This window comes from Pseudomonas sp. UBA5706 (assembly GCF_002419965.1).
In the GTDB taxonomy this organism is placed as follows: domain Bacteria; phylum Pseudomonadota; class Gammaproteobacteria; order Pseudomonadales; family Pseudomonadaceae; genus Aquipseudomonas.
This window is the reverse complement of the sequence record NZ_DIHC01000007.1, coordinates 188,091-209,327: the sequence shown is the minus strand read 5'-3', so window position 1 is coordinate 209,327 and position 21,237 is coordinate 188,091. Positions and strand designations below refer to the sequence as shown.

At 60.7% G+C, this 21,237-nt stretch carries 20 protein-coding genes; 11 read left to right on the top strand and 9 right to left on the bottom strand.

All coding sequences use genetic code 11. From position 1 onward, the window contains the following. Window positions 1-87: 87 nt before the first annotated feature. The 5 genes from B3I26_RS04415 to B3I26_RS04395 form a co-directional block, all read right to left on the bottom strand. Window positions 88-492, bottom strand: coding sequence for an META domain-containing protein (locus tag B3I26_RS04415; RefSeq protein WP_296255429.1), 405 nt, complete (start codon window positions 490-492; stop codon window positions 88-90). Next, on the bottom strand, window positions 489-926 hold the full coding sequence (locus B3I26_RS04410) for a hypothetical protein (protein ID WP_296255427.1): 438 nt from the start codon (window positions 924-926) through the stop codon (window positions 489-491). Before B3I26_RS04410 ends, B3I26_RS04415 begins: the two co-directional genes overlap by 4 nt. A 122-nt stretch (window positions 927-1,048) precedes the next feature. Continuing rightward, window positions 1,049-2,032, bottom strand: coding sequence for a 2-hydroxyacid dehydrogenase (locus tag B3I26_RS04405; protein WP_296255425.1), 984 nt, complete (start codon window positions 2,030-2,032; stop codon window positions 1,049-1,051). Between the two features lie 181 nt (window positions 2,033-2,213). Next, window positions 2,214-4,967, bottom strand: coding sequence for a response regulator (locus B3I26_RS04400; protein ID WP_296255423.1), 2,754 nt, complete (start codon window positions 4,965-4,967; stop codon window positions 2,214-2,216). A 150-nt stretch (window positions 4,968-5,117) separates the two neighbouring features. Further along, entirely contained in the window at window positions 5,118-5,375 is a 258-nt protein-coding gene (locus B3I26_RS04395) for a hypothetical protein (RefSeq protein ID WP_296255545.1), read from the bottom strand. Here B3I26_RS04395 and B3I26_RS04390 point away from each other — a divergent pair. From B3I26_RS04390 to B3I26_RS04360, 7 genes are all read left to right on the top strand, one after another. Next, entirely contained in the window at window positions 5,280-5,972 is a 693-nt protein-coding gene (locus B3I26_RS04390; protein ID WP_296255422.1) for a response regulator transcription factor, read from the top strand. The two genes, B3I26_RS04395 and B3I26_RS04390, sit on opposite strands and share 96 nt — an antisense overlap. A 4-nt stretch (window positions 5,973-5,976) precedes the next feature. Next, the gene (locus tag B3I26_RS04385) at window positions 5,977-7,362 is read left to right on the top strand and encodes a sensor histidine kinase (RefSeq protein WP_296255420.1); all 1,386 of its coding nucleotides are present in this window, start codon (window positions 5,977-5,979) and stop codon (window positions 7,360-7,362) included. Between the two features lie 223 nt (window positions 7,363-7,585). Then, a complete protein-coding gene (cysM, locus tag B3I26_RS04380) occupies window positions 7,586-8,488 on the top strand; it encodes a cysteine synthase CysM (RefSeq protein ID WP_296255418.1) in 903 nt (300 codons plus the stop codon). Next, window positions 8,488-9,843, top strand: a complete 1,356-nt coding sequence (rlmD, locus tag B3I26_RS04375; protein WP_296255417.1) for a 23S rRNA (uracil(1939)-C(5))-methyltransferase RlmD — start codon at window positions 8,488-8,490, stop codon at window positions 9,841-9,843. Before cysM ends, rlmD begins: the two co-directional genes overlap by 1 nt. Before the next feature lie 161 nt (window positions 9,844-10,004). After that, entirely contained in the window at window positions 10,005-12,248 is a 2,244-nt protein-coding gene (gene relA / locus B3I26_RS04370; protein WP_296255415.1) for a GTP diphosphokinase, read from the top strand. 97 nt (window positions 12,249-12,345) lie between these two features. After that, the gene (gene mazG, locus B3I26_RS04365; RefSeq protein WP_296255412.1) at window positions 12,346-13,179 is read left to right on the top strand and encodes a nucleoside triphosphate pyrophosphohydrolase; all 834 of its coding nucleotides are present in this window, start codon (window positions 12,346-12,348) and stop codon (window positions 13,177-13,179) included. 26 nt (window positions 13,180-13,205) lie between these two features. After that, on the top strand, window positions 13,206-13,748 hold the full coding sequence (locus B3I26_RS04360) for a DUF2058 domain-containing protein (RefSeq protein WP_296255410.1): 543 nt from the start codon (window positions 13,206-13,208) through the stop codon (window positions 13,746-13,748). A 55-nt stretch (window positions 13,749-13,803) separates the two neighbouring features. Here B3I26_RS04360 and B3I26_RS04355 read toward each other — a convergent pair whose 3' ends face one another. The 4 genes from B3I26_RS04355 to purM form a co-directional block, all read right to left on the bottom strand. Next, a complete protein-coding gene (locus B3I26_RS04355; RefSeq protein WP_133749978.1) occupies window positions 13,804-13,992 on the bottom strand; it encodes a hypothetical protein in 189 nt (62 codons plus the stop codon). A 437-nt stretch (window positions 13,993-14,429) separates the two neighbouring features. After that, window positions 14,430-15,143, bottom strand: a complete 714-nt coding sequence (locus tag B3I26_RS04350; protein WP_296255404.1) for a DUF3108 domain-containing protein — start codon at window positions 15,141-15,143, stop codon at window positions 14,430-14,432. 20 nt (window positions 15,144-15,163) lie between these two features. Next, window positions 15,164-15,841 carry a phosphoribosylglycinamide formyltransferase gene (gene purN, locus B3I26_RS04345; RefSeq protein WP_296255402.1) on the bottom strand — a complete coding sequence of 226 codons (678 nt, stop codon included), beginning with the start codon at window positions 15,839-15,841 and terminating at the stop codon, window positions 15,164-15,166. After that, window positions 15,841-16,899, bottom strand: a complete 1,059-nt coding sequence (gene purM / locus B3I26_RS04340) for a phosphoribosylformylglycinamidine cyclo-ligase (protein ID WP_296255399.1) — start codon at window positions 16,897-16,899, stop codon at window positions 15,841-15,843. Before purM ends, purN begins: the two co-directional genes overlap by 1 nt. A gap of 311 nt (window positions 16,900-17,210) precedes the next feature. Here purM and B3I26_RS04335 point away from each other — a divergent pair, with 311 nt between their 5' ends. The 4 genes from B3I26_RS04335 (at window position 17,211) to B3I26_RS04320 (ending at window position 21,183) form a co-directional block, all read left to right on the top strand. Beyond that, on the top strand, window positions 17,211-18,272 hold the full coding sequence (locus B3I26_RS04335; protein ID WP_296255397.1) for a DUF2066 domain-containing protein: 1,062 nt from the start codon (window positions 17,211-17,213) through the stop codon (window positions 18,270-18,272). A 55-nt stretch (window positions 18,273-18,327) separates the two neighbouring features. Beyond that, a complete protein-coding gene (locus tag B3I26_RS04330; protein ID WP_296255395.1) occupies window positions 18,328-19,401 on the top strand; it encodes an AI-2E family transporter in 1,074 nt (357 codons plus the stop codon). Between the two features lie 304 nt (window positions 19,402-19,705). Beyond that, window positions 19,706-20,410: a DnaA regulatory inactivator Hda gene (hda, locus tag B3I26_RS04325; RefSeq protein ID WP_296255392.1), complete on the top strand. Its 705-nt coding sequence runs from the start codon at window positions 19,706-19,708 to the stop codon at window positions 20,408-20,410. Further along, a complete protein-coding gene (locus tag B3I26_RS04320) occupies window positions 20,407-21,183 on the top strand; it encodes an NAD-dependent deacylase (protein ID WP_296255390.1) in 777 nt (258 codons plus the stop codon). The genes hda and B3I26_RS04320 overlap by 4 nt, the downstream gene beginning before the upstream one ends. The last annotated feature ends 54 nt before the right edge of the window (window positions 21,184-21,237 follow it).

Below are 21,237 nucleotides of genomic sequence, written 5' to 3'. Positions count from 1 at the left end.
CGCTGGGAGCTGTTGTGCAGGCGCGCGCTTGCCCGCGAACGCAATCTGTCTATCACGTGTTCGTCACCGCAAGCGCGCTCCGGCGACTCAGCCTTCCTCCAGCCAAAACCTCAGGGGCAACCCATCTGCCGGCCATAACTGCAGCTGTTCGACCTCGGACAGGTCCCAGTGCCGGACCTTGCCCATGGCTTGCAAAAAGCGCTGTTCCTGTTCCATCAGCGCGGGCGCACACAGTTTGCGCGTACTGCCCACCGGGCCGAAGCGCAAGGCATTACCCTCCCACCGGTACGTTGCGAACCAATGATTGCAGCCAGCATTGCCGAAGGCGCGTCCTTCGTGATCCAGGGTCATGGTCAGATGGCTGCTATCGATCAGCGGACGTTCGCCGATCCATTCCAGCACATAGCCGTGATCACGCTTGAGCGCTTGGCTGTCGGTCGCACAACCACTTAACAAGGTGGCGGCCAACAGCGTCAGCAGCAGGGGTTTCATGCCGCGTTCCTGGCACAGGCCGGGCACAGGTGGGTCTCGCCGACGGTCTTCCATCCCAGTTCGGCAATTCGCGCGCTGGCGGCAGGCTTGAGGGCTTTGTTGCCATCCTTGGCGTCTACCATGAACTCGATGTCCCTCTCCTTGCCACACACGTTGCAGTTGACCTTCCACTGGTGGATCGCAAGTTCGGTGAAGGCCGGGCCGTTAGCCACCGCCACCCACTGGCCGGGCGGGTTGATCAAATGCCGAACCTTCTCCACGTTCAGGCGCATGTGCAGTTCCTTGCTGCCTTTGACAGTGACGAGCAGCACATCGTTGGGCTTGATCGAACCACCGTTGCCGGTCACTTGGTAGCGCCCGACCGCTAGGCTGCGGCATTCGATCAGGGTGTGCTGCGGGGAAAGCATGCTGTAGCGAAAATCGTGTTCGGCCATGGGGGTCTCCAAATTTGCGCGCATGCTAACACTTTACAAGGCGGATTCCCGCTGCCGGGGCAGTCGGGCAGGTCACGGCAGCTGGACCATGAATGGCCTGCGGGATTGGGAGAGACGCTTGTCTAAATCAGGTTTTGCGGTGATCCCGCCGCCCAGCTTGCGATGTTATCCAGCGTGGTCTGGGCAATGGCCCCCAGTGCTTCGCGGGTCAGGAACGCCTGATGCGCCGTGATGACCACATTCGGAAAGGTCAGCAGCCGTGCCAGCACGTCGTCCTGCAGCGGCAGATCCGAGCGGTCTTCGAAGAACAGTTGCGCCTCCTCTTCATACACATCCAGGCCCAGGTAACCCAGCTGACCGCTCTTGAGTGCATCGATCAGGGCGGGGGTGTCGACCAGCGCGCCGCGCCCGGTGTTGATCAGCATCGCGCCGCGTTGCATGCGTGACAGCGAGCCCTGGTTGATCAGATGACGGGTAGACTCATTCAGCGGGCAATGCAGGCTGATAATCTGCGCTTCGGCCAGCAGTTGCTCCAGCGGCAGATAGCGCGCGCCGAGGGCTTGCACCTGCGGATTTGGGTAAGGGTCATACGCGATCAGCTGGCAGCCGAAACCGGCCATGATTCGCGCGAAGGTGGCACCAATCTGCCCGGTACCCACCACTCCTACCGTCTTGCCCACCAGGTCAAACCCGGTCAGGCCGTGCAAGGTGAAATCGCCGTCGCGCGTGCGGTTGCAGGCCCGGTGCAGGTGCCGATTGAGTGACAGGATCAACGCCACGGCGTGTTCGGCCACGGCATGGGGTGAATAGGCCGGCACCCGGACCACGCTGATACCCAAGCGCTTGGCCGCAGGCAGGTCAACGTGATTAAACCCCGCCGAGCGCAGGGCAATCAGCTGGGTGCCGCCCGCAGCCAGACGTTCAAGGATCGGCGCGCTGAGATCGTCATTGATGAAGGCGCACACCACCGCACAGCCGTCGGCCAGCACCACCGTATCGAGAGTCAATCGCGCGGGTTGGAAATGCAGGTCGATGCCAGGGTGGCTATGCGCAGCGGTGAAACTGTCGCGGTCGTAGATCTGGCTGCTGAAGAGGAGGGTACGCATGGTTTTTCCTTTATAAACCTCAGGCCCCACCGTTTTTGGTGATGGGCAGTCATCTTGGGTAGGTCCGGCGGTGTAGTCGCCAGGCTTGCCGACGGTTGCGATGTCAGGTTCGTCACCGCCGACAAGCCGGACCGCTATGCAGGATTTTGCACAGCGCAACTCAAGAGGCCATTGACCCGGGTCAAGCGGTCACCCGCGCCTCGATCTCCAGCCGGGTGATCGCCTTCTCCAGATCGTCCAGCGCCTTCTCGCTTTCCGGGGAGTCCTGTTTGAGCAGGGTTTCGCTGCGCTGGCAGGCTGCGCGCAACTGCGGCACTCCGCAGTAACGGGTAGCGCCGTGCAGGCGGTGAACGCGCTCGATCAACGCGACATGATCGTGAACTTCGCGGGCCGTACGGATCGCATCGCGGTCGGTGTCCAGCGAAGCCAGGAGCATGGCCAGCATGTCGGCGGCCAGGTCGGCCTTGCCCGCAGCCAGGCGTAAACCTTCATCATGGTCGAGCACCTGCAGGTTGACGCCGCCGTGGCTGATTTCGTGATGCCGCTCAGGGGCCTGATTGCGCAGGGCCAGACCGGTCCATTTCAATACCACCTGGGCCAATTGCCGTTCGCTGATCGGCTTGGTCAGGTAGTCGTCCATGCCGCTTTGCAGCAATGCGCGTTTTTCGTTGGCCATTGCGTGGGCAGTGAGGGCGACGATCGGCAGCGACGTGGCGTGGCGCTCGATTTCCCAGCTGCGAATCGCTTCGGTGGCCTGACGCCCGTCCATGCCGGGCATCTGTACGTCCATCAGCACCAGGTCGAATGTCTCGTCCTGCACGGCCTGGACCGCCGCATAACCGCTGTCCACCGCCAGTACCTGGGCGCCCATGTCTTCGAGCAGCGTCTGCACCAGCAACAGGTTGGCGGGGTTGTCGTCCACGCACAGAAGGCGCGGAGGGCGGCTGGAAACAGGCTCCGGGGCTTCGTTGCGCAGCTGTTTGGGGCTGATCAGCTCGGACAGCGCGCGCCGCAGTTTGCGAGTACACGCAGGTTTTGCCTGCAACTGACTGTAGGCATCCGGCACCGAGGCCTGGTACAGCGCCTGCTCGGTGGTCGGGCACAGGACCAGCACCTTGCAATCGAGGTTTTCCAGGTCCCAGATCTGCTGACGCAGACGCTCGGGAGGCAATTGGTGGGCGGTCACTCCAAGCACCGCCATGTCGATGGCATGGGGCGTCTGGTGGACCACGGTCACACCGTTGATGAGGTTTTCCAGATTGTTGAACACCATTGGCTGCAGGCCGCAGTCTTCCAGCTGATGTTCCAGTGCCTGACGCGCCAGGTCGTGATGCTCCAGCACCGCCACCCGGCGGCCCATCAACGGCGGCGCCGGCAGATCCTCCAGGTCGTCGCGGGTCTTGGGCAGGGCCAGGCTGACCCAGAATTCCGAACCTTCACCGGGTGTGCTTTGCACACCGATTTCGCCGCCCATCTGTTCGATCAGGCGCTTGGAAATCACCAGGCCCAGGCCCGTGCCGCCGGAATGCCGCGACAGCGAGTTGTCCGCCTGGCTGAACGCCTGGAACAGTGCGCGCACGTCCTGGCTCGACAGCCCGATGCCGGTGTCCTGCACGCTGATGCGTAACTGAACCTTGTCGTCCTGTTCGTCTTCGAGCATGGCCCGGGCAACGATGGTGCCCTCGCGGGTGAACTTGATGGCGTTGCTCACCAGATTGGTGAGGATTTGCTTGAGCCGCAGCGGGTCGCCCACCAGTGACAGCGGTGTGTCGCGGTAAACCAGACTCACCAGCTCCAGTTGCTTGGCGTGGGCGGCGGGAGCGAGGATGGTCAGGGTGTCCTGCAGCAGGTCGCGCAGGTTGAACGGGATGGCGTCCAGCACCAGTTTGCCAGCCTCGATTTTCGAAAAGTCGAGAATTTCGTTGATGATGCTCAACAGGTTATCGGCTGACTTTTCGATGGTGCCCAGATAATCGTACTGGCGGGGTGTCAGCTCGCTTTTTTGCAGCAAATGGGTGAAGCCAAGGATTCCGTTGAGCGGCGTGCGGATTTCGTGGCTCATGTTGGCCAGAAACTCGGACTTGATGCGGCTGGCTTCCAGCGCTTCCTTGCGCGCCAGATCCAGCTCGATGTTCTGAATCTCGATGGTTTCCAGATTCTGCCTAACGTCTTCGGTCGCCTGCTCGATGCTGTGCTGCAGTTCTTCCTGGGCGTTCTGCAGGGTCGCGGCCATGCGGTTGATGCCCGAGCCGAGTTCGTCCAGCTCGTTGCTGCCCATCGGCGGCAGGCGCGCCTCCAGGTTGCCATCCTTTAGCTGCGCAACCACGTGTTTGATCTGGGTGATCGGCCCGTTGATGGTACGGCTCATGCGCAGTGCGAGCATGGCGGTCAGGCCCAGCCCGGCAATGATCAGCAGCATGCTGGCGAACAGGCTACGGTAGCCGCGCAGCAGGGTGCCGCTGTGGGACAGTTCCAGATCGACCCAACCGAGCAGGCGGTCGGCTTCTTCGGGAACGACCGCGCCGGTCAGGTGCCGATTGCGCCCGAAGACCGGCATCAGGTAGCGCGTAGCGTCGTTATCGGAACGCTGCAACATGTGCGTGCTGTTACCGACCGGTGCCTGATTGATCATGGTCGGACCGGCGTGGGCCAACAGCACACGGTCGTTGTCAAGAAACGACACCGCGCGTACGTCGGCCTGCTCCAGCACCTGGCCGCCGATGCGCTCTAGCATGGCCTTGTCGCGATTGGCCAGCGCCGCCGCGGATAAGGGCGCCAGTTCGTTGGCGATCATTTCACCGCGCTTGAGCAGCTGGGTTTGTAGCTCCGAGAGCTGCATCCAAGTGAAATAGCCGCCCAGTAACCCGGCCATCAGGCAGGTCGGCAGCAGGGTCAGCAGCAATACGCGGCCTTTGATGCCCAGTTTGGTCAGCACACTTTTCTCTCCAGCAATCTCGTCACAGGCCCGACTCTTCAACATAGCTGCATAAGTGCAGCAAGGCCTGCGCCAGGGTTGCCTCGTTATTTGCGCAACAGCCGTTGATTAATGTGCGCAGTGTAGCCACTTGCGCAGGTGTCATCCCGGCTAAATGGCAGTCAGCGAAGATACCTGCACCTCAGTCGGATCATCGTCATTGCCCCCGAGCCGGCAATCTTGAATAATCGCCGCCTTGAGAATCAATCGCAGACGCCAATGAATCCCGCCATCATCCACCGTCCAAGCATACTCGCGATCGAGGACGATCCCGTGTTGGGTGCGTTTGTCCATGATCAGCTGGATCGTTGCGGCTTTCACGTCACCTGGTGCCAGAACGGCGCAGAAGGCCTTGCCCGTGCCCAGCAACAGTCCTTCGACGTAGTGCTCATGGACATACTGCTACCTGGCATGAACGGGCTGGACGTCCTTACCCACCTGCGTCGCCGACACTCGATACCGGTCATCCTGATGTCGGCGCTGGGTGCCGAGGCCGATCGCATCACCGGTTTTCGCAACGGTGCCGATGACTACCTGCCCAAGCCCTTTAGTGTCGATGAGCTGCGGGTGCGTATCGAAGCCATTCTGCGGCGGGTGGAGCTGGAGCGGCGATTCAACGGCAGCGCACAAGTGCCGATTGCCCGCAACACCGACGATCCGGGCGCTGACAAACTAACGTTCGACGAGGTCCTGTGTGATGTCAGCTTTGCTGGCGGGGCCGCGCAGCTGACCCGCAGCGAGTACCGCCTGCTGGAGACCCTTTGGCGCAACCTGGAGGATGTCCTGAGCAAACCGTTCCTGTATCAGCATGTCTTGCAACGTGGTTATTCCCGGCACGACCGTAGCCTGGACATGCACGTCAGCCAGATTCGCCGCAAACTCAAGGCCATCGGCTATGAAGCACATGAATTGCGCACGGTGTGGGGCAAGGGTTATGCGCTGACGGCAGCGCAAGCGGATGCCTGATCGAGTGCATGAGTCACGTTCCCGCTTGCCGGGCAGGCACTCGCTGTTCTGGAAACTGGCCGTCCTGCTGGTGGGTTTTTGCCTGCTGATGATTTGGCTCAGTTGGTACTGGGGGCGCTACCTCGAAACGCAGAATGCCTTTCTGTCACCTGAGGCACGGCGCGTGCTCAACCGCTACGCCGCCGAGGCCGGGCAGGCCTGGAATGTCGGGAGCGAGAAGGGCGTCGATGCATGGCTGTTTGACGTGCGCCAGCATGAAAGCGGCTGGGTGGGCGTCATCGGCAGCGACCTGCAATCCCTGGGCAGCGTGCCGCTGGATGCCCGGCAGATGCAGCGGCTGACGTTCATGCGCGGCGTAGATTGGCCCATGAGCAGACGGCAAAAGACCGCGCCGTGGTTGAAGATCCCTTTCCCCGGCCAACCGAGTGCCGGCAGCCTGATCATCGAACTGCCTGAACGCTTCAAGCCGGGACAGCACGCCTTCATCTGGCAAATGCTGACTAATGTCCTGATACCGGCGCTGTTCACCCTGTTGCTCTGCGTAGGGTTGTATCGGCTGCTGATTCGTCCGCTCAACCAGTTGCGCGAGCAGGCCAACGCCTGGCGCGCCGATCGTCTGTCCAGTCGGCTGTCCCCGCAGATGACCTCGCGCCAGGATGAGCTGGGCGAGCTCAATCGCGCATTCGACCACATGGCCGCACGCCTGCAATCGACGGTGCAGATCCAGCAGCAGTTGCTGCGCGATCTGTCCCACGAGCTGCGCACGCCCTTGAGCCGCCTGCGCGTAGCGTGTGACAGCGAACAGAACCTGCCGCAGTTGCGCGAGCGCTTGAGCCGGGAAGTGGAGGGCATGCGCCGGCTGGTTGATGACACCCTGCACCTGGCGTGGCTCGACGCCGAGCGGGAAAAGCTGCCCGATGAAGACATTCAGGTGCTGGCGTTGTGGGACATGCTGGTGGACAACGCCAGTTTCGAGAGCTGCTGGCCGACCCGCCAATTCGTTTGTGATCTGGACAGCGGTTGCTGGGTGCGTGGCCATCTGAATACCCTGGCCCAGGCGCTGGAAAATATTCTGCGTAATGCGATTCGTCATTCTCCACCCAACGGCGTATTGCGCCTGGACGGTCGGCGCGATGGCGCCGACTGGTTGCTGTGGCTGGAGGATCAGGGTGGCGGCGTCGATGACAGTGATCTGGAACACATCTTCGCCCCTTTCATCCGTCTCGACGGAGCGCGGCCCGGTGACGGCGGCTTCGGTCTGGGCCTGAGCATTGCCCGCAACTCCCTGCGCTTGCAGGGCGGCGACATGTGGGCCGAGAACACCCATCAAGGGTTGCGGATGATCATGCGGTTGCCTGCCAGGGATGCCGAAGCGGGTGTCGGCGGATGAGACCCTTGCCCGTATCAGTGCTTCCCGGCGTTAGCGAACTGTTTGCAATCGGCATCGCGACCGATCGCCCACTCCTGCCAGCAAGTCGCATCACCACAGTGATCAAGCAGAAAAGAGCCCTCTTATTCCTTTTTGCCCTATGCACCTCACTTTGCGTGATATGGGCTTGGGGCGATTGCCGGTATGATAGGCGACCCCCGCACGTCCGGATCGCGAACACGCCATGACCCTGCAGTATCAAACCATCGCCGATTGCGTCGGCAACACCCCGCTGGTGCGTCTGCAACGCATGGCGGGGAATACCAGCAATACGCTGCTGCTCAAGCTTGAAGGCAACAATCCGGCCGGCTCAGTGAAAGACCGACCGGCGCTGTCGATGATTACCCGTGCCGAACTGCGCGGCCAGATCCACCAGGGCGACACCCTGATCGAAGCGACGTCCGGCAACACCGGCATTGCCCTGGCCATGGCTGCGGCAATCAAGGGTTATCGAATGATTCTTATCATGCCCGACAACTCCAGTGCAGAACGCAAGGCCGCGATGACCGCCTATGGCGCCGAGCTGATTCTGGTCAGCAAAGAGGAAGGCATGGAAGGTGCGCGTGACTTGGCCGAACGCATGCAGGCCGAAGGTCGTGGCAAGGTGCTGGATCAGTTCGCCAACGGCGATAACCCCCAAGCGCATTACGTCGGCACCGGCCCGGAAATCTGGCGGCAGACCGCCGGCACCATCACCCATTTCGTCAGTTCCATGGGCACCACCGGCACCATCATGGGCACCTCACGCTTTCTCAAGGAGCAGAATCCAGAGATTCGCATCGTCGGCCTGCAGCCCATGGACGGCTCGGCAATTCCGGGTATCCGGCGCTGGCCCCATGAATACCTGCCGAAAATCTATCAGGCGGACCGCGTTGACCGCATCATGGACATGGCCCAGGACGAAGCCGAGGACGTGATGCGTCGTCTGGCTCGCGAGGAAGGCATCTTCTGTGGCGTGTCCTCGGGCGGCGCCGTGGCCGGCATGTTACGACTGTCCCAGGAGGTGGAGAATGCGGTCATGGTTGCGATCATCTGTGACCGTGGCGACCGTTACCTGTCGACGGGTGTCTACGATGCGCCCAACTGATGGCCAAGCGTGAAACAGGCCTGCGTTTCCAGCCCAGCGGCGGCACCCGGACAACGCAGGTCCCCACCGGTAAAAAGCAACGTTTGAATATCGAGCGGCTGGCCAACGACGGTCGTGGCATTGGCTTCGTGGACGGCCGCACCTGGTTTGTCAGCGGCAGTCTGGCGGGCGAAGACGTCGAAGCGCGGGTGTTGGGTGCCCACGGCAAGGTGGTCGAGGCGCGCACCGAGCGAGTATTTCAGGCCAGCGCCCTGCGCCGCCCCGCCCCTTGCAAGCATTTCGGCCGTTGCGGCGGTTGCAGCGTGCAGCAGATGCCTCGCCAGGAGCAGCTTGCCCTGAAACAGCGCATGCTCGCCGAGCAGTTGAGTCGCGTCGCCGGAGTCGAACCCGAAGAGTGGGCTGCCCCTCTGACCGGTGACGAATACGCGTACCGCCGACGGGCGCGCATCGCCGTACGCTGGGATGCCAAAGGCAAACGGCTGGATGTGGGCTTTCGGGCGGCGTCGAGTCAGGACATCGTCGCCATTGAAGAATGCCCGGTGCTGGTACAGGCCCTGCAGCCGATCATGACCGCGTTGCCCGCCATGCTCGCCGGTCTTAGCAAGCCGCAGGCGCTGGGGCACGTCGAGTTGTTCAGCGGTTCGGCCAATGCGGTTCTGCTACGCCACACCGCGCCGCTGGCCGACCGCGATCTCGCCATCCTTGAAGCCTTCTGCATCATCCATGACGCTCAGCTTTGGCTGCAGGGTGAGGGTGAGCCGCAGGCGACGGACGCTTCGGCGCAACTGGGTTACGGCCTGGAGCCCTGGAATCTGGAGCTGGCGTATCGTCCCGGCGACTTCGTGCAGGTCAACGCACAGGTCAATACGGCGATGGTCGAACAGGCACTTTCGTGGCTTGCGCCCCGTCCCGATGAACGAGTGCTGGACTTGTTCTGCGGGCTTGGTAACTTCGCTTTACCGCTGGCACAAATCGCCCGCGAGGTGGTGGCAGTGGAGGGCGTCGAGATCATGGTCCGGCGCGCGACCGCCAACGCAATGAGTAATGGTTTGCATAATGTGCAGTTTCATCGGGCGGATCTGTCGCAGCCGCTGGACAAGGCGTCCTGGGTGGCGGAAGGTTTTTCCGCGGTACTGCTCGATCCTCCGCGTGACGGGGCGTTCGAGGTGGTCGGCAAACTCAGGAAACTGGGCGCCGAACGATTGGTGTATGTGTCGTGCAACCCGGCAACGCTGGCCCGCGACACAGCCGAATTGATCAGGCAGGGCTACTGTTTAAAACGTGCCGGAATTCTCGATATGTTTCCGCAGACAGCGCATGTCGAGGCGATGGCGTTATTTGAAGCGAGTAAGTGAGGCAACAGAGTTCAAGGAGTTGAATCGGTGCTTCACACGGAGTCTCGTCTAATCCGACTGGCCCGCGCATGCGAGACCTTGCAAGGCCCGCAAGGAGCATGCGCTGAAGAAGGCCGGCGACTGATGGCGCATTTCATCGCGCCGTAGGGAAGGTAAGCAACATGGTACAGGTGAGAGCACACCAGCCGATAAACACAGACGGCAGTATCAACCTCGACGCATGGCTTGATCATGTGGTCAGCGTCGACCTCGCAGTGGATCGACAGGCGTTGAAAGAAGCCTGTGAATTCGCCCGGCAAGCCGAGCAACAGGACAACGCCGCCAAGAATCTCTGGGCGGAAGGCACGTCGAGTTTCCAGACGGGCCTGGAAATCGCTGAAATCCTGGCCGACCTCAAACTCGACCAGGATTCACTGATCGCCGCCGTGCTTTACCGCGCGGTGCGTGAAGGCAAGATTCCTCTGTCCGACGTCGGCCAGCGTTTTGGCCCAACCGTCACCAAGCTGATCGACGGCGTGCTGCGCATGGCGGCAATCAGTGCCAGCCTCAGCCCGCGGCAGTCGCTGGTGCTCGGCACTCAGGCTCAGGTGGAAAACCTGCGCAAGATGCTGGTGGCCATGGTCGATGACGTGCGCGTCGCGCTGATCAAGCTCGCCGAGCGCACATGCGCCATCCGCGCGGTGAAGAATACCGATGACGAAAAGCGCAACCGGGTCGCCCGGGAGGTCTTCGACATCTATGCACCGCTGGCCCATCGTCTTGGTATCGGCCACATCAAGTGGGAGCTGGAGGACCTGTCCTTCCGCTATCTGGAGCCTGAGCAATACAAGCAGATCGCCAAGTTGCTGCATGAGCGTCGCCTCGATCGCGAACGCTTCATCACCGATGTTATGTCGCAGCTGGAAAACGAACTGCTGGCCACAGGAGTCACGGCCGATATCAGCGGTCGTGCCAAACACATCTATTCGATCTGGCGCAAAATGCAGCGCAAGGGTCTTGAGTTCAGCCAGATTTACGACGTTCGTGCCGTTCGCGTGCTGGTGCCGGAAATGCGCGACTGCTACACCGCATTGGGCATCGTCCACACCCTCTGGCGGCACATTCCCAAGGAGTTCGACGACTACATCGCCAACCCCAAGGAAAACGGCTATCGCTCGTTGCACACCGCAGTGATCGGTCCGGAAGGCAAGGTGCTGGAGGTGCAGATCCGCACCCACGCCATGCATGAAGAGGCCGAGCTTGGCGTCTGCGCGCATTGGCGTTACAAGGGCACCGACGTCAAATCCGGTTCCAACCACTACGAGGAGAAAATCTCCTGGCTGCGTCAGGTGCTGGAGTGGCACGAAGAGCTTGGCGACATTGGTGGTCTGGCCGAGCAGCTGCGGGTCGATATCGAACCGGATCGGGTCTATGTGTTTACTCCCGATGGTCATGCCATCGACCTGCCCAAAGGCGCCACACCGCTGGACTTCGCCTATCGCGTGCACACTGAGATCGGTCATAACTGCCGTGGCGCCAAGATCAACGGGCGCATCGTGCCGCTCAACTACAGCCTGCAGACCGGTGAGCAGGTCGAGATCATCACCAGCAAGCACGGCACGCCGAGCCGCGACTGGCTGAACTCGAACCTGGGCTACATCACCACCTCGCGGGCGCGGGCGAAGATCGTTCACTGGTTCAAGCTGCAGGCCCGCGATCAGAACGTCGCAGCCGGCAAGGTGCTGCTTGAGCGCGAACTGGCGCGTCTGGCGTTGCCGCAGGTGGATTTTGACAAGTTGGCGGAAAAGGCCAACATGAAGATCGCCGAAGACATGTTCGCCGCCCTTGGCGCTGGCGATCTGCGCTTGGCGCAACTGGTCAATCTGGCACAGCAACTGGTCGAACCGGAGCGCGGCAACGAACAGCTGGAGCTGATTCCGCGCAAGGCGACGGGTTATAAACCGGGCAAGCGTGGCGACATTCAGATCCAGGGCGTCGGCAACCTGATGACGCAGATGGCGGGTTGCTGCCAGCCGTTGCCGGGCGATGCCATCGTCGGCTACATCACCCAGGGTCGCGGCGTGAGCATCCACCGCCAGGACTGTGCGTCTGTATTGCAGCTGGGCGGACGCGAACCCGAGCGCATCATCCAGGTCAGTTGGGGGCCGGTGCCGGTGCTCACCTATCCGGTGGACATCATCATCCGCGCCTACGACCGTTCCGGCCTGCTGCGCGACGTGTCTCAAGTGCTGCTCAACGAGCGCATCAACGTGCTGGCGGTCAACACCCGCTCCAACAAGGAAGACAACACGGCATTGATGTCGCTGACCATCGAGATTCCGGGGCTGGATGCGCTGGGGCGTCTGCTGGGACGGATTTCCCAGTTGCCGAACATCATCGAAACCCGGCGTAACCGGACGCCATAAAACAGCCAGGAGCTTCAAGCGCCAAGCTGCAAGTTGCCTAGGGACTGCTTGCAACTTGGGGCTTGCGGCTTATGGCTGTGAGAGAAGAGATTCGCGAATGTACAAGCTAGAAGATCTGCTCAACCTCATGGCCCGTCTGCGCGATCCGCAGTACGGCTGTCCGTGGGACGTGAAGCAGAACTACGCCACCATCGTGCCGCATACCCTTGAAGAAGCCTATGAAGTCGCCGATGCTATCGAGCGTGGGGATTTCGATGACCTGCGCGGCGAGCTGGGCGATCTGCTGTTTCAGGTGGTCTATTACTGCCAACTGGCGCGGGAAGAAGGGCGATTCGAGTTCGATGGCGTGGTCGATGGCATCACGCGCAAACTGATTCGTCGCCATCCTCATGTGTTTCCTACGGGTGATCTGTACGCGCCGCTGGAAACGCCGCGCCTCTCGGAGGATCAGGTTAAACATCGTTGGGAGGAGATAAAGGCCCAGGAGCGCGCCGAGAGGGCGCATGTCCCGGAGCAACTGTCCCTGCTCGATGATGTGCCAAATGTACTGCCAGCATTGTCCCGCGCGGCCAAGTTGCAGAAGCGCGCGGCGCAGGTGGGTTTCGACTGGCCAGAAGCGCTGCCGGTCATTGATAAGGTGCGTGAAGAGCTGGGCGAAGTCCTTGAAGCGATGGCCGACAACGACAGCGCGGGCATTCACGAAGAGATCGGTGACCTGTTGTTCGTAGTGGTTAATCTGGCCCGCCATTTGAAGGTGGATCCGGAAAATGCCCTGCGCGCCGCTAACGGTAAGTTCGAGCGGCGCTTTCGTTTTATCGAACAGGTCTTGCGCGATACCGGCCGCCCCATCGAAGATTGCAGCCTTCAAGAGATGGATGCGCTCTGGGGCGAAGCCAAGCGTCAGGAAAAACATGCGCCCAACTGCGGTTGAGTCGACTATTTAGAGAGAGAAGACAGATGGCGGGTATTTCCCTTCGTGACCAGTTGCTCAAGGCAGGTCTGGTCAACGAGAAGCAGGCCAAGCAGGTCGCCAAGACCAAGCAGAAAGAACAACGCCTGGTGCATAAAGGCCAGGCGACTGCCGACGATGCCGCCCAGCGTGCCGCCCAGGAAGCCATGGTGGAAAAGGCCAGGCGCGACCAGGAGTTGAATCGCCAGCAACAGGAAAAGGCCGAGCAGAAAGCCCGAACCGCGCAGGTCAAACAATTGATCGAAGCGACGCGCTTGCCGAAGCTGACCACCGAGGATTATTACAACTTCGTCGATGACAAGAAGGTCAAGCGGCTGTCGGTGAACTCGCTGATGCGCAGTAAGCTGAGTAACGGTTCGTTGGCGATCGTGCACCACGGTGGTACGTACGAGGTGATCCCGCGAGAGGCAGCGCTGAAGGTTCAAGAGCGCGATCCGCGGCGGATCGTGATGCTCAGTGAACCGACCGAAGAGCCCGATGGCGATGATCCGTATGCGGCCTACAAGATTCCTGATGATTTGATGTGGTAAACCCCGCAAAAAACAAAACCCGCCTTGGCGGGTTTTGTTTTATCGCGATTCGTGATTACGAGTTGCTCGCGGCCTTCCTGGCTTCCAGTTCCGCAAGCTCTGCTGCGTAACGCTGTGCGTCCGATTCATGATGAAACATCCCGACCAGTTGATCCTGCTGGCGGACATCCCAGATTTGGATGCCATCGGCGATGGCTTCGTGGGAGATGTGGGCGTCGTCGCGTTCAGTAACAGTAACCGTCATAGTGAAAACTCCTGACTCTTTGAGATCTGCGGCAGGACGTCGCAGTGGCTTCTTTATAAAATTTGTTAGCAGGCTAAGTAAATGATCGATTTGGGAAAGAGTCATTTACCAATTAAGCAACAGTGGCTAACTGACTGTTTTTGCTCGCTATGCGTCGTTTTGTCGCACTCGTTTGAAGGGTGTGAAGAAATTTTCATGTTGAGACATTAGCCTCATGTGGAAGCGGGGGATGAACACTGCGCGCCCTCCCGTGGGGCGGGTCCTGACACCCGTATTCACTACCGTCGTGCCACCGATCTCGTCCGCAAGGTTTCTTGATATCACGGCCACAGCCACTCACGGGCGGACGTCAACTAAAGCACCGATCTCTACGCTTTCCTGCTGCCCACAAAAAACCCCGCCAATCGACGGGGTTCTTAATGAAGGTAAAGCCCGAATCAACTGCCCTTGACCGACTTACCATCCACCGTGCCATCCTGCAGCATGATGTTGTATTCCTTGCCGTCAGTTTCGACCTGCTGCAAGCGCACCAGCAGGTAGTCGTAGTCCTTGGCGAACCACATCACGGTAATACGCTTGTTCTGGGTCGGATCACGCACCCGCTCCACCTTGACTGCGTCGATCGAACCCACCTTGGTGGCAACCTTTTCGGTGCCCAGTACGCGGAAGTCGTAGGTATCGACCTCGTCGCCGTCGACGACCTGATAGGTCATGCTCTTTTTGCCAGCAGCGACATCATGCTGCAGTGCCAACTGGTAGGTGGATTTGTCCAGAACCCCCGTGTTTAGCGGGATTTTCACCGCATCGTTACGGTCGGTGCCGGTAATGAATTTGGTAGACCAGTCGAACACCAGATCCACCGTCTTGGTCTTGCCCAGGCCACCACGCTCGAAGTGATAGGTCTGCGGCAGTAGTTGATCCTTATCGACCTTCAGCGTGCTGACTTCGGTCAGGCTGGCGATCATCATCGATGCCTTGAAGCTCAGGGCCCAGGTGCCGTTGGCGTTCTTTTCCAGGCTGCGCGTGGCGCTACCGCCCACAGGCAGCTGTTTATAATCAGCGGTGTAGCTGGCGGAGAAAGGTTGAAGGTCTGCCGCATTGACCGCAGGAAGTGCGAACAGAGCGAAAGCGAAGAGCAAAGCGCGACGCATAATATCTCCTGTCTATTAAATTAAATGGCCGGAATCACTTGGCCGCGGGGGCCCAGTGGCTGGCCGTTCAGTAATGCGCCCTGTTCGCCCAGGACCAGACGGCCTTCGGCGAACCAGCGGATTGCCAGCGGGTAAATCAGGTGCTCCTGGGCGTGAACCCTGCGTGCCAATGTCTCAGGCGTGTCGTGCAACTCTACCGACACAACTGCCTGTACGACCAGAGGCCCCCCATCGAGTTCCTCGGTGACGAAGTGCACGCTACAGCCGTGTTCTGCATCGCCGGCCTCCAGCACACGTTGATGCGTGTGCAAGCCTTTATACAGGGGAAGCAGGGAAGGGTGAATGTTCAACAGGCGACCGTGGTAATGACGCACGAAGCCAGGCGTGAGAATGCGCATGAAACCGGCGAGTACCACCAGCGTGGGTGCGAACGCGTCGATGAGTTCGATCAGCGCCTTATCGAAGGCCTCGCGACCGTCATAGGCCTGGTGATCGAGAACGCCGGTTTCGATGCCTGCGCTCCTCGCGCGCTCGAGTCCGTAGGCGTCGGCGCGGTTGGAGATAACCGCGCGAATGCGTACCGGACTTGTACCGTCCTGCAAGCTGTCGATCATTGCCTGCAGATTACCGCCGGTGCCTGACAGCAGCACCACGACATCGCAAGGTTGCCGCGTGTCAGGCTTCAAGACCGCATGCATCAGTGTGCCTTGACGTTCTTCAGCTCGACTTGTGCAGCGCCTTCTGCAGCGGTACCGATCTGGCCGATGACCCAAGGCTGCTCGCCTGCATCACGCAGGGCTTTTAGCGAAGCTTCGACGTGCTCCTGGGCGACGCAGATGACCATGCCGACACCGCAGTTCAGAACGCGGTGCATTTCGTGTTCGTCGACATTGCCCTGCGCTTGCAGCCAATCGAACACCGCAGGACGGGTCCAGCTCGCCACGTCGACCACCGCTTGAGCGCCTTCAGGCAGTACGCGAGGGATGTTGTCCAGCAGGCCGCCGCCGGTGATGTGGGCCATGGCCTTGACCGCGCCGGTGTCCTTGATCAGCTTGAGCAGTTGCTTGACGTAGATGCGGGTTGGCGCCATCAACAGATCGGTCAGCGGCTTGCCGTCCAGCTGGATGGTTTGGATGTCGGCACCGGAGACTTCGATGATCTTGCGGATCAGCGAGTAGCCGTTGGAGTGTGGACCGGAAGACGGCAGGGCGATCAGCGCATCGCCAGCGGCCACTGTCGAGCCGTCGATGATCTCGGCCTTTTCCACTACGCCAACGCAGAAGCCGGCCAGGTCGTAGTCTTCGCCTTCATACATGCCTGGCATTTCAGCGGTTTCGCCGCCCACCAGCGAGCAGCCGGCCAGCTCGCAACCCGCGCCGATGCCGGTCACGACCTGGGCAGCGGTATCGACGTTCAGCTTGCCGGTGGCGTAGTAGTCCAGGAAAAACAGCGGTTCGGCACCGCAGACCACTAGATCGTTGACGCACATGGCAACCAGGTCGATGCCGATACTGTCGTGCTTGTTCAGGTTCAATGCCAGGCGCAGCTTGGTGCCGACCCCGTCAGTGCCGGAAACCAGCACAGGCTGCTTGTAGCCAGCCGGAATTTCGCACAGCGCGCCGAAGCCTCCCAGGCCCCCCATCACTTCCGGGCGTTTGGTGCGCTTGGCGACGCTCTTGATGCGTTCGACCAATGCTTCACCGGCGTCGATGTCTACACCGGCGTCTTTGTAGCTCAGGGAGGGTTGCTTGCTCATGATCCAGGCCTTTAGGGGGGATTCGGGATAACGACCGATTAGGGACGGCGCGTGGCCGTGTCATCGCCGGTCTGCGAAGGCGCGCGATTTTATCAGGGTTGGGCCCAAGCGGCCATCCTTGGGCCGACGGGCAGAAGCATGATGAAGAAAAAATAACCTGGTCCCACGGCACCGTTCCGTTCGTCGGGGCTGATAAAAGGTGTAACTTCCTCTGCCGAGTGAGCGATTCGGGCCGAGTTGCGGTCTGAGTCGGACCGGTCATTTTCATGCAGCCATCAACACGCTGCGTTTTTTGTTTCGTGGGAATTTTTATGCGCCTCAAAAACTGCCTGCTCGCAGGTTGTCTGTCCCTCATGAGCCTCCCGGCCTTGGCCGAGACGGTGAACAATCTCTATCAGGTGCGCGAGCCAGTCAGCGGGCAGACCGCGGACGAGAAAGCCCGTGCCACCCAGGCCGCGCTGGAAACCATGGTCATTCGTCTGACCGGCGACCCGAAGGCCGCCCAAGGTCCGGGCCTTGCGGAGGTGCGTAAGGACCCGCAGCAAATCATCAGTCAGTACGGTTATGACGCCGGTCCGCCCGAGTCGCTGCAGGTGGATTTCGACCCGGCGAGCACCGAGCGCGCGCTGCGTCAGGCCGGCTTGTCGTTGTGGGGCTCGAACCGCCCGGTAATCATGACCTGGTGGCTGAATGATGCAACCGATGGCGCCAATCTGGTGGGTGACGGTCAGTCGAGCGCCGAGCCTCTGCGCCGAGCGGCACAGCACCGTGGCTTGCCACTGCGTCTACCGCTGGCGGACCTGGGCGAGCAGGGCATCGGTAATGCCAAGACGCTGGACGGCAGCGACGTCGCGCCGCTCAAGCAGGCCTCCGAGCGCTATGGTTCGGACGCCATTCTCGCTGTACACGCTCAGGAAAATGGCGGCCATTGGCAGGGCAAATGGCACTTGTGGCTGGGAGACAAGATGGAGCAGGGTACTGCGACCGGCGCCAGCTCCGCTGAACTGGCCGATGCCGTGCTGCTGTCGGTGAGCCAGCGCCTTGCCCCGCGTTTCGTGGTTAAGCCTGGTGCATCGTCGAGCATGGCGTTCCAAGTGCAAGGCATGAATCTGGAGCGCTATGCCCAATTGGGGCGCCTGTTGGAACCCTTCGGAGGTCGCCTCAAGTCGGTCGATGGTGATCGCGTGGTGTTCGAGGTCAGCGGTAGTACCGACCAACTGCGTTCGCAGTTGTCGCTGGCCAGGTTACAGGAAGTGCCAGCCGGTGAAGACGCCGCAGCGCCGGTCGATGCCGGACAAGCGCCTGCGGCGGGCGCCGTGCCTGGTACTGTCCCTGCACCCGTTGCAGCACAGACGCTGCACTTTCGTTGGTAATCGGGTTCATAACGGCGTTGCGTAAAGCATTCCATATACGGTTCAAGGGGCAGTAATGACTGATACGCGTCGTTGGTTCTGGCTTGGCGGGATCCTCCTGCTGTGCCTGTTCGTCTGGCTGTTGCACGCCATCCTCACGCCGTTTCTGGTGGCGTTGCTGTTGGCGTATATGGGCGATCCGCTGGCGGATCGGCTGGAAAAGCTCAAGATGTCGCGCACCTTGAGTGTGGTCACGGTATTCGTGATTTTCACCCTGATTTTCCTCGGGTTGATGCTGGTGCTGGTGCCGATGCTGGTCAAACAGCTGTACCGACTGTACGAACTCGCACCGCAAATTCTCGATTGGCTGCAGCATACCGCGTTGCCGTGGACCCAGGCCAAGCTGGGACTGTCGGATGGCTTCTGGAAATTCGACAAGGTCAAGGCCGCGATCTCCGAACATATGGGGCAGACCGGCGATATCGTCGGCATTATTCTGGCGCAGGCGACCACTTCGACCCTTGCCTTGATCGGCTGGCTTACCAATCTGGTGTTGATCCCGGTGGTCTGTTTCTACCTGCTGCGCGACTGGGACGTGATGATGGCCAAGGTGCGTAGCCTGCTGCCGCGTCACCGCGAAAAGAAAATCGTCGCGCTGGCCCATGAGTGCCATGAAGTGCTGGGCGCTTTCATCCGCGGTCAGTTACTGGTGATGGTGGCGCTGGGGGTGATTTACGCCGCGGGCTTGATGCTGGTCGGCCTCGAGCTGGGGCTGCTGATCGGTGTTATCGCGGGTCTGGCGGCCATCGTGCCTTATATGGGCTTCGTGATCGGTATCGGCTCGGCGATTCTGGCGGGCTTCTTCCAGTTCGGCGGCGACCTGTATCCGATGTTGGGAATCGTCGCGGTGTTCCTGGTCGGGCAGGCGCTGGAAGGCATGGTGCTGACGCCATTGCTGGTGGGCGATCGCATCGGTCTGCATCCGGTGGCAGTCATCTTCGCGATCCTGGCGGGCGGCGAGCTGTTCGGCTTCACCGGGATCCTGTTAGCGCTGCCGGTAGCCGCGGTCATCATGGTGCTGGTGCGCCACGTTAATGATTTGTACAAGGAATCGGATATCTACGGTGGGTTGGAAGATCCAGACCTGTAGCGGATGCCGCTGACGGATTCGCCGGGGCCGTGCGCGGCGGACCGGGCGGCGGGGTCGCCGCCGACCCCGCTGCAGCCGTTGGCAAGGCATGCCGCTGCCCAGGTCCAGGCGTTTGAGCACACCAGGCTCAAACGCCTTTTTTATGCCTGCCGATCGTCCACGATCCGGGGCCTGGCACGTGCCAGACGCAAGCCGTTGATTTTGCAGGCCCTCTGACACATTGTGCGGTCCGCCTTGCGGGTATAGACTTTGGGCACTTTACACAGAGGCCCTTGGCGGTTCGTCATTGAACCGTTCAGCCAGCATGAAACCAGTTCAGCTGCCCCTGAGTGTGCGTCTGCGTGACGACGCCACCTTCATTAATTACTATCCAGGCGCCAATGCCGCTGCACTCGGCTATGTCGAGCGCCTGTGCGAAGCCGACGCCGGCTGGACTGAAAGCCTCATTTATCTCTGGGGCAAGCACGGCGTAGGGCGCACCCATCTTTTGCAAGCTGCCTGCCTGCGCTTCGAGCAGATGGGCGAGCCTGCTGTTTACCTGCCCATGGCTGATGTCATCGATGAAGGCGTCGAGTTGTTCGATCATCTGGAGCAATACGAACTGGTATGTCTGGACGATCTACAAGCGGTCGTCGGCAAGCCGGAATGGGAAGAGGCGTTGTTTCACCTGTTCAATCGCCTGCGTGACAGCGGCCGTCGCTTGCTGATCGCGGCGTCGTGTTCTCCTCGGGAGTTGCCGGTCAAACTGGCGGACCTCAAATCGCGACTGACCATGGCGCTGGTGTTCCAGATGCGCCTGCTGTCCGACGAAGAAAAACTCCGTGCTTTGCAATTGCGCGCCTCGCGCCGGGGTCTGCACCTGACGGATGACGTCGGCCATTTCATCCTGACCCGCGGCAAGCGCAGTATGAGTGCATTGTTCGACCTGCTTGAAGAACTCGACCAAGCCTCGCTGCAGGCCCAGCGCAAGCTGACGATTCCTTTCCTTAAAGAGACGCTGGGCTGGTGAGGGACAATGGGGTCGAACCTGCATTGGTGCTGCAGACCGCCGCCGCCTTGCGCCACGCCACGCGCATTCTGATTATCACAGGTGCCGGGCTTTCGGCGGATTCGGGGCTGCCCACCTATCGCGGCGTTGGCGGCCTGTACAACGGACACACCGACGACGGGCTACCGATCGAGATGGCCCTGTCCGGGCCGATGCTGCGGCGAGACCCTGCGCTGTGCTGGAAATACATTGCCCAATTAAGCAGCGCGTGCCTGGCCGGTCAGCCCAACGCAGCGCACTACGCTATCGCTCAGCTTCAGCGGCGCAAGCCCGGATGCTGGGTGTTGACGCAGAATGTCGACGGCTATCATCGCGCTGCGGGCAGCCCACCTGAGCGCCTGATCGAAATTCATGGCCAGTTGGCACCGCTTTATTGCCAATCCTGCGGCATGGAGGATCCTAGGTTGAGCGAGTACCTGCAGCGTCCCTTGCCGCCTTTGTGCGCGCACTGCCACGGGGTGCTCAGACCGCCGGTCGTCTTGTTTCAGGAGATGTTGCCGGAAATGGCATTGAATGTGCTGGATGCGCAGATGGCGAAGGGTTTTGATGCAGTACTCAGTATCGGGACTACCGCCAGTTTCCCTTATATCCACGAGCCAATGCTGCGCACGCGGGTGATGGGAGGCTTTACTGCCGAGATAAATCCCACGTTGACAGATCACTCCATTCACATGGACGCATTTCTGAGGTGTAGAGCCTTAGATGTGATGGAGGACCTGCTAAGTCACATTTGATTCGATTGAATTTGCAAATGATGACGATAGAGGGCATAGTCGCGGCTTCTTAAC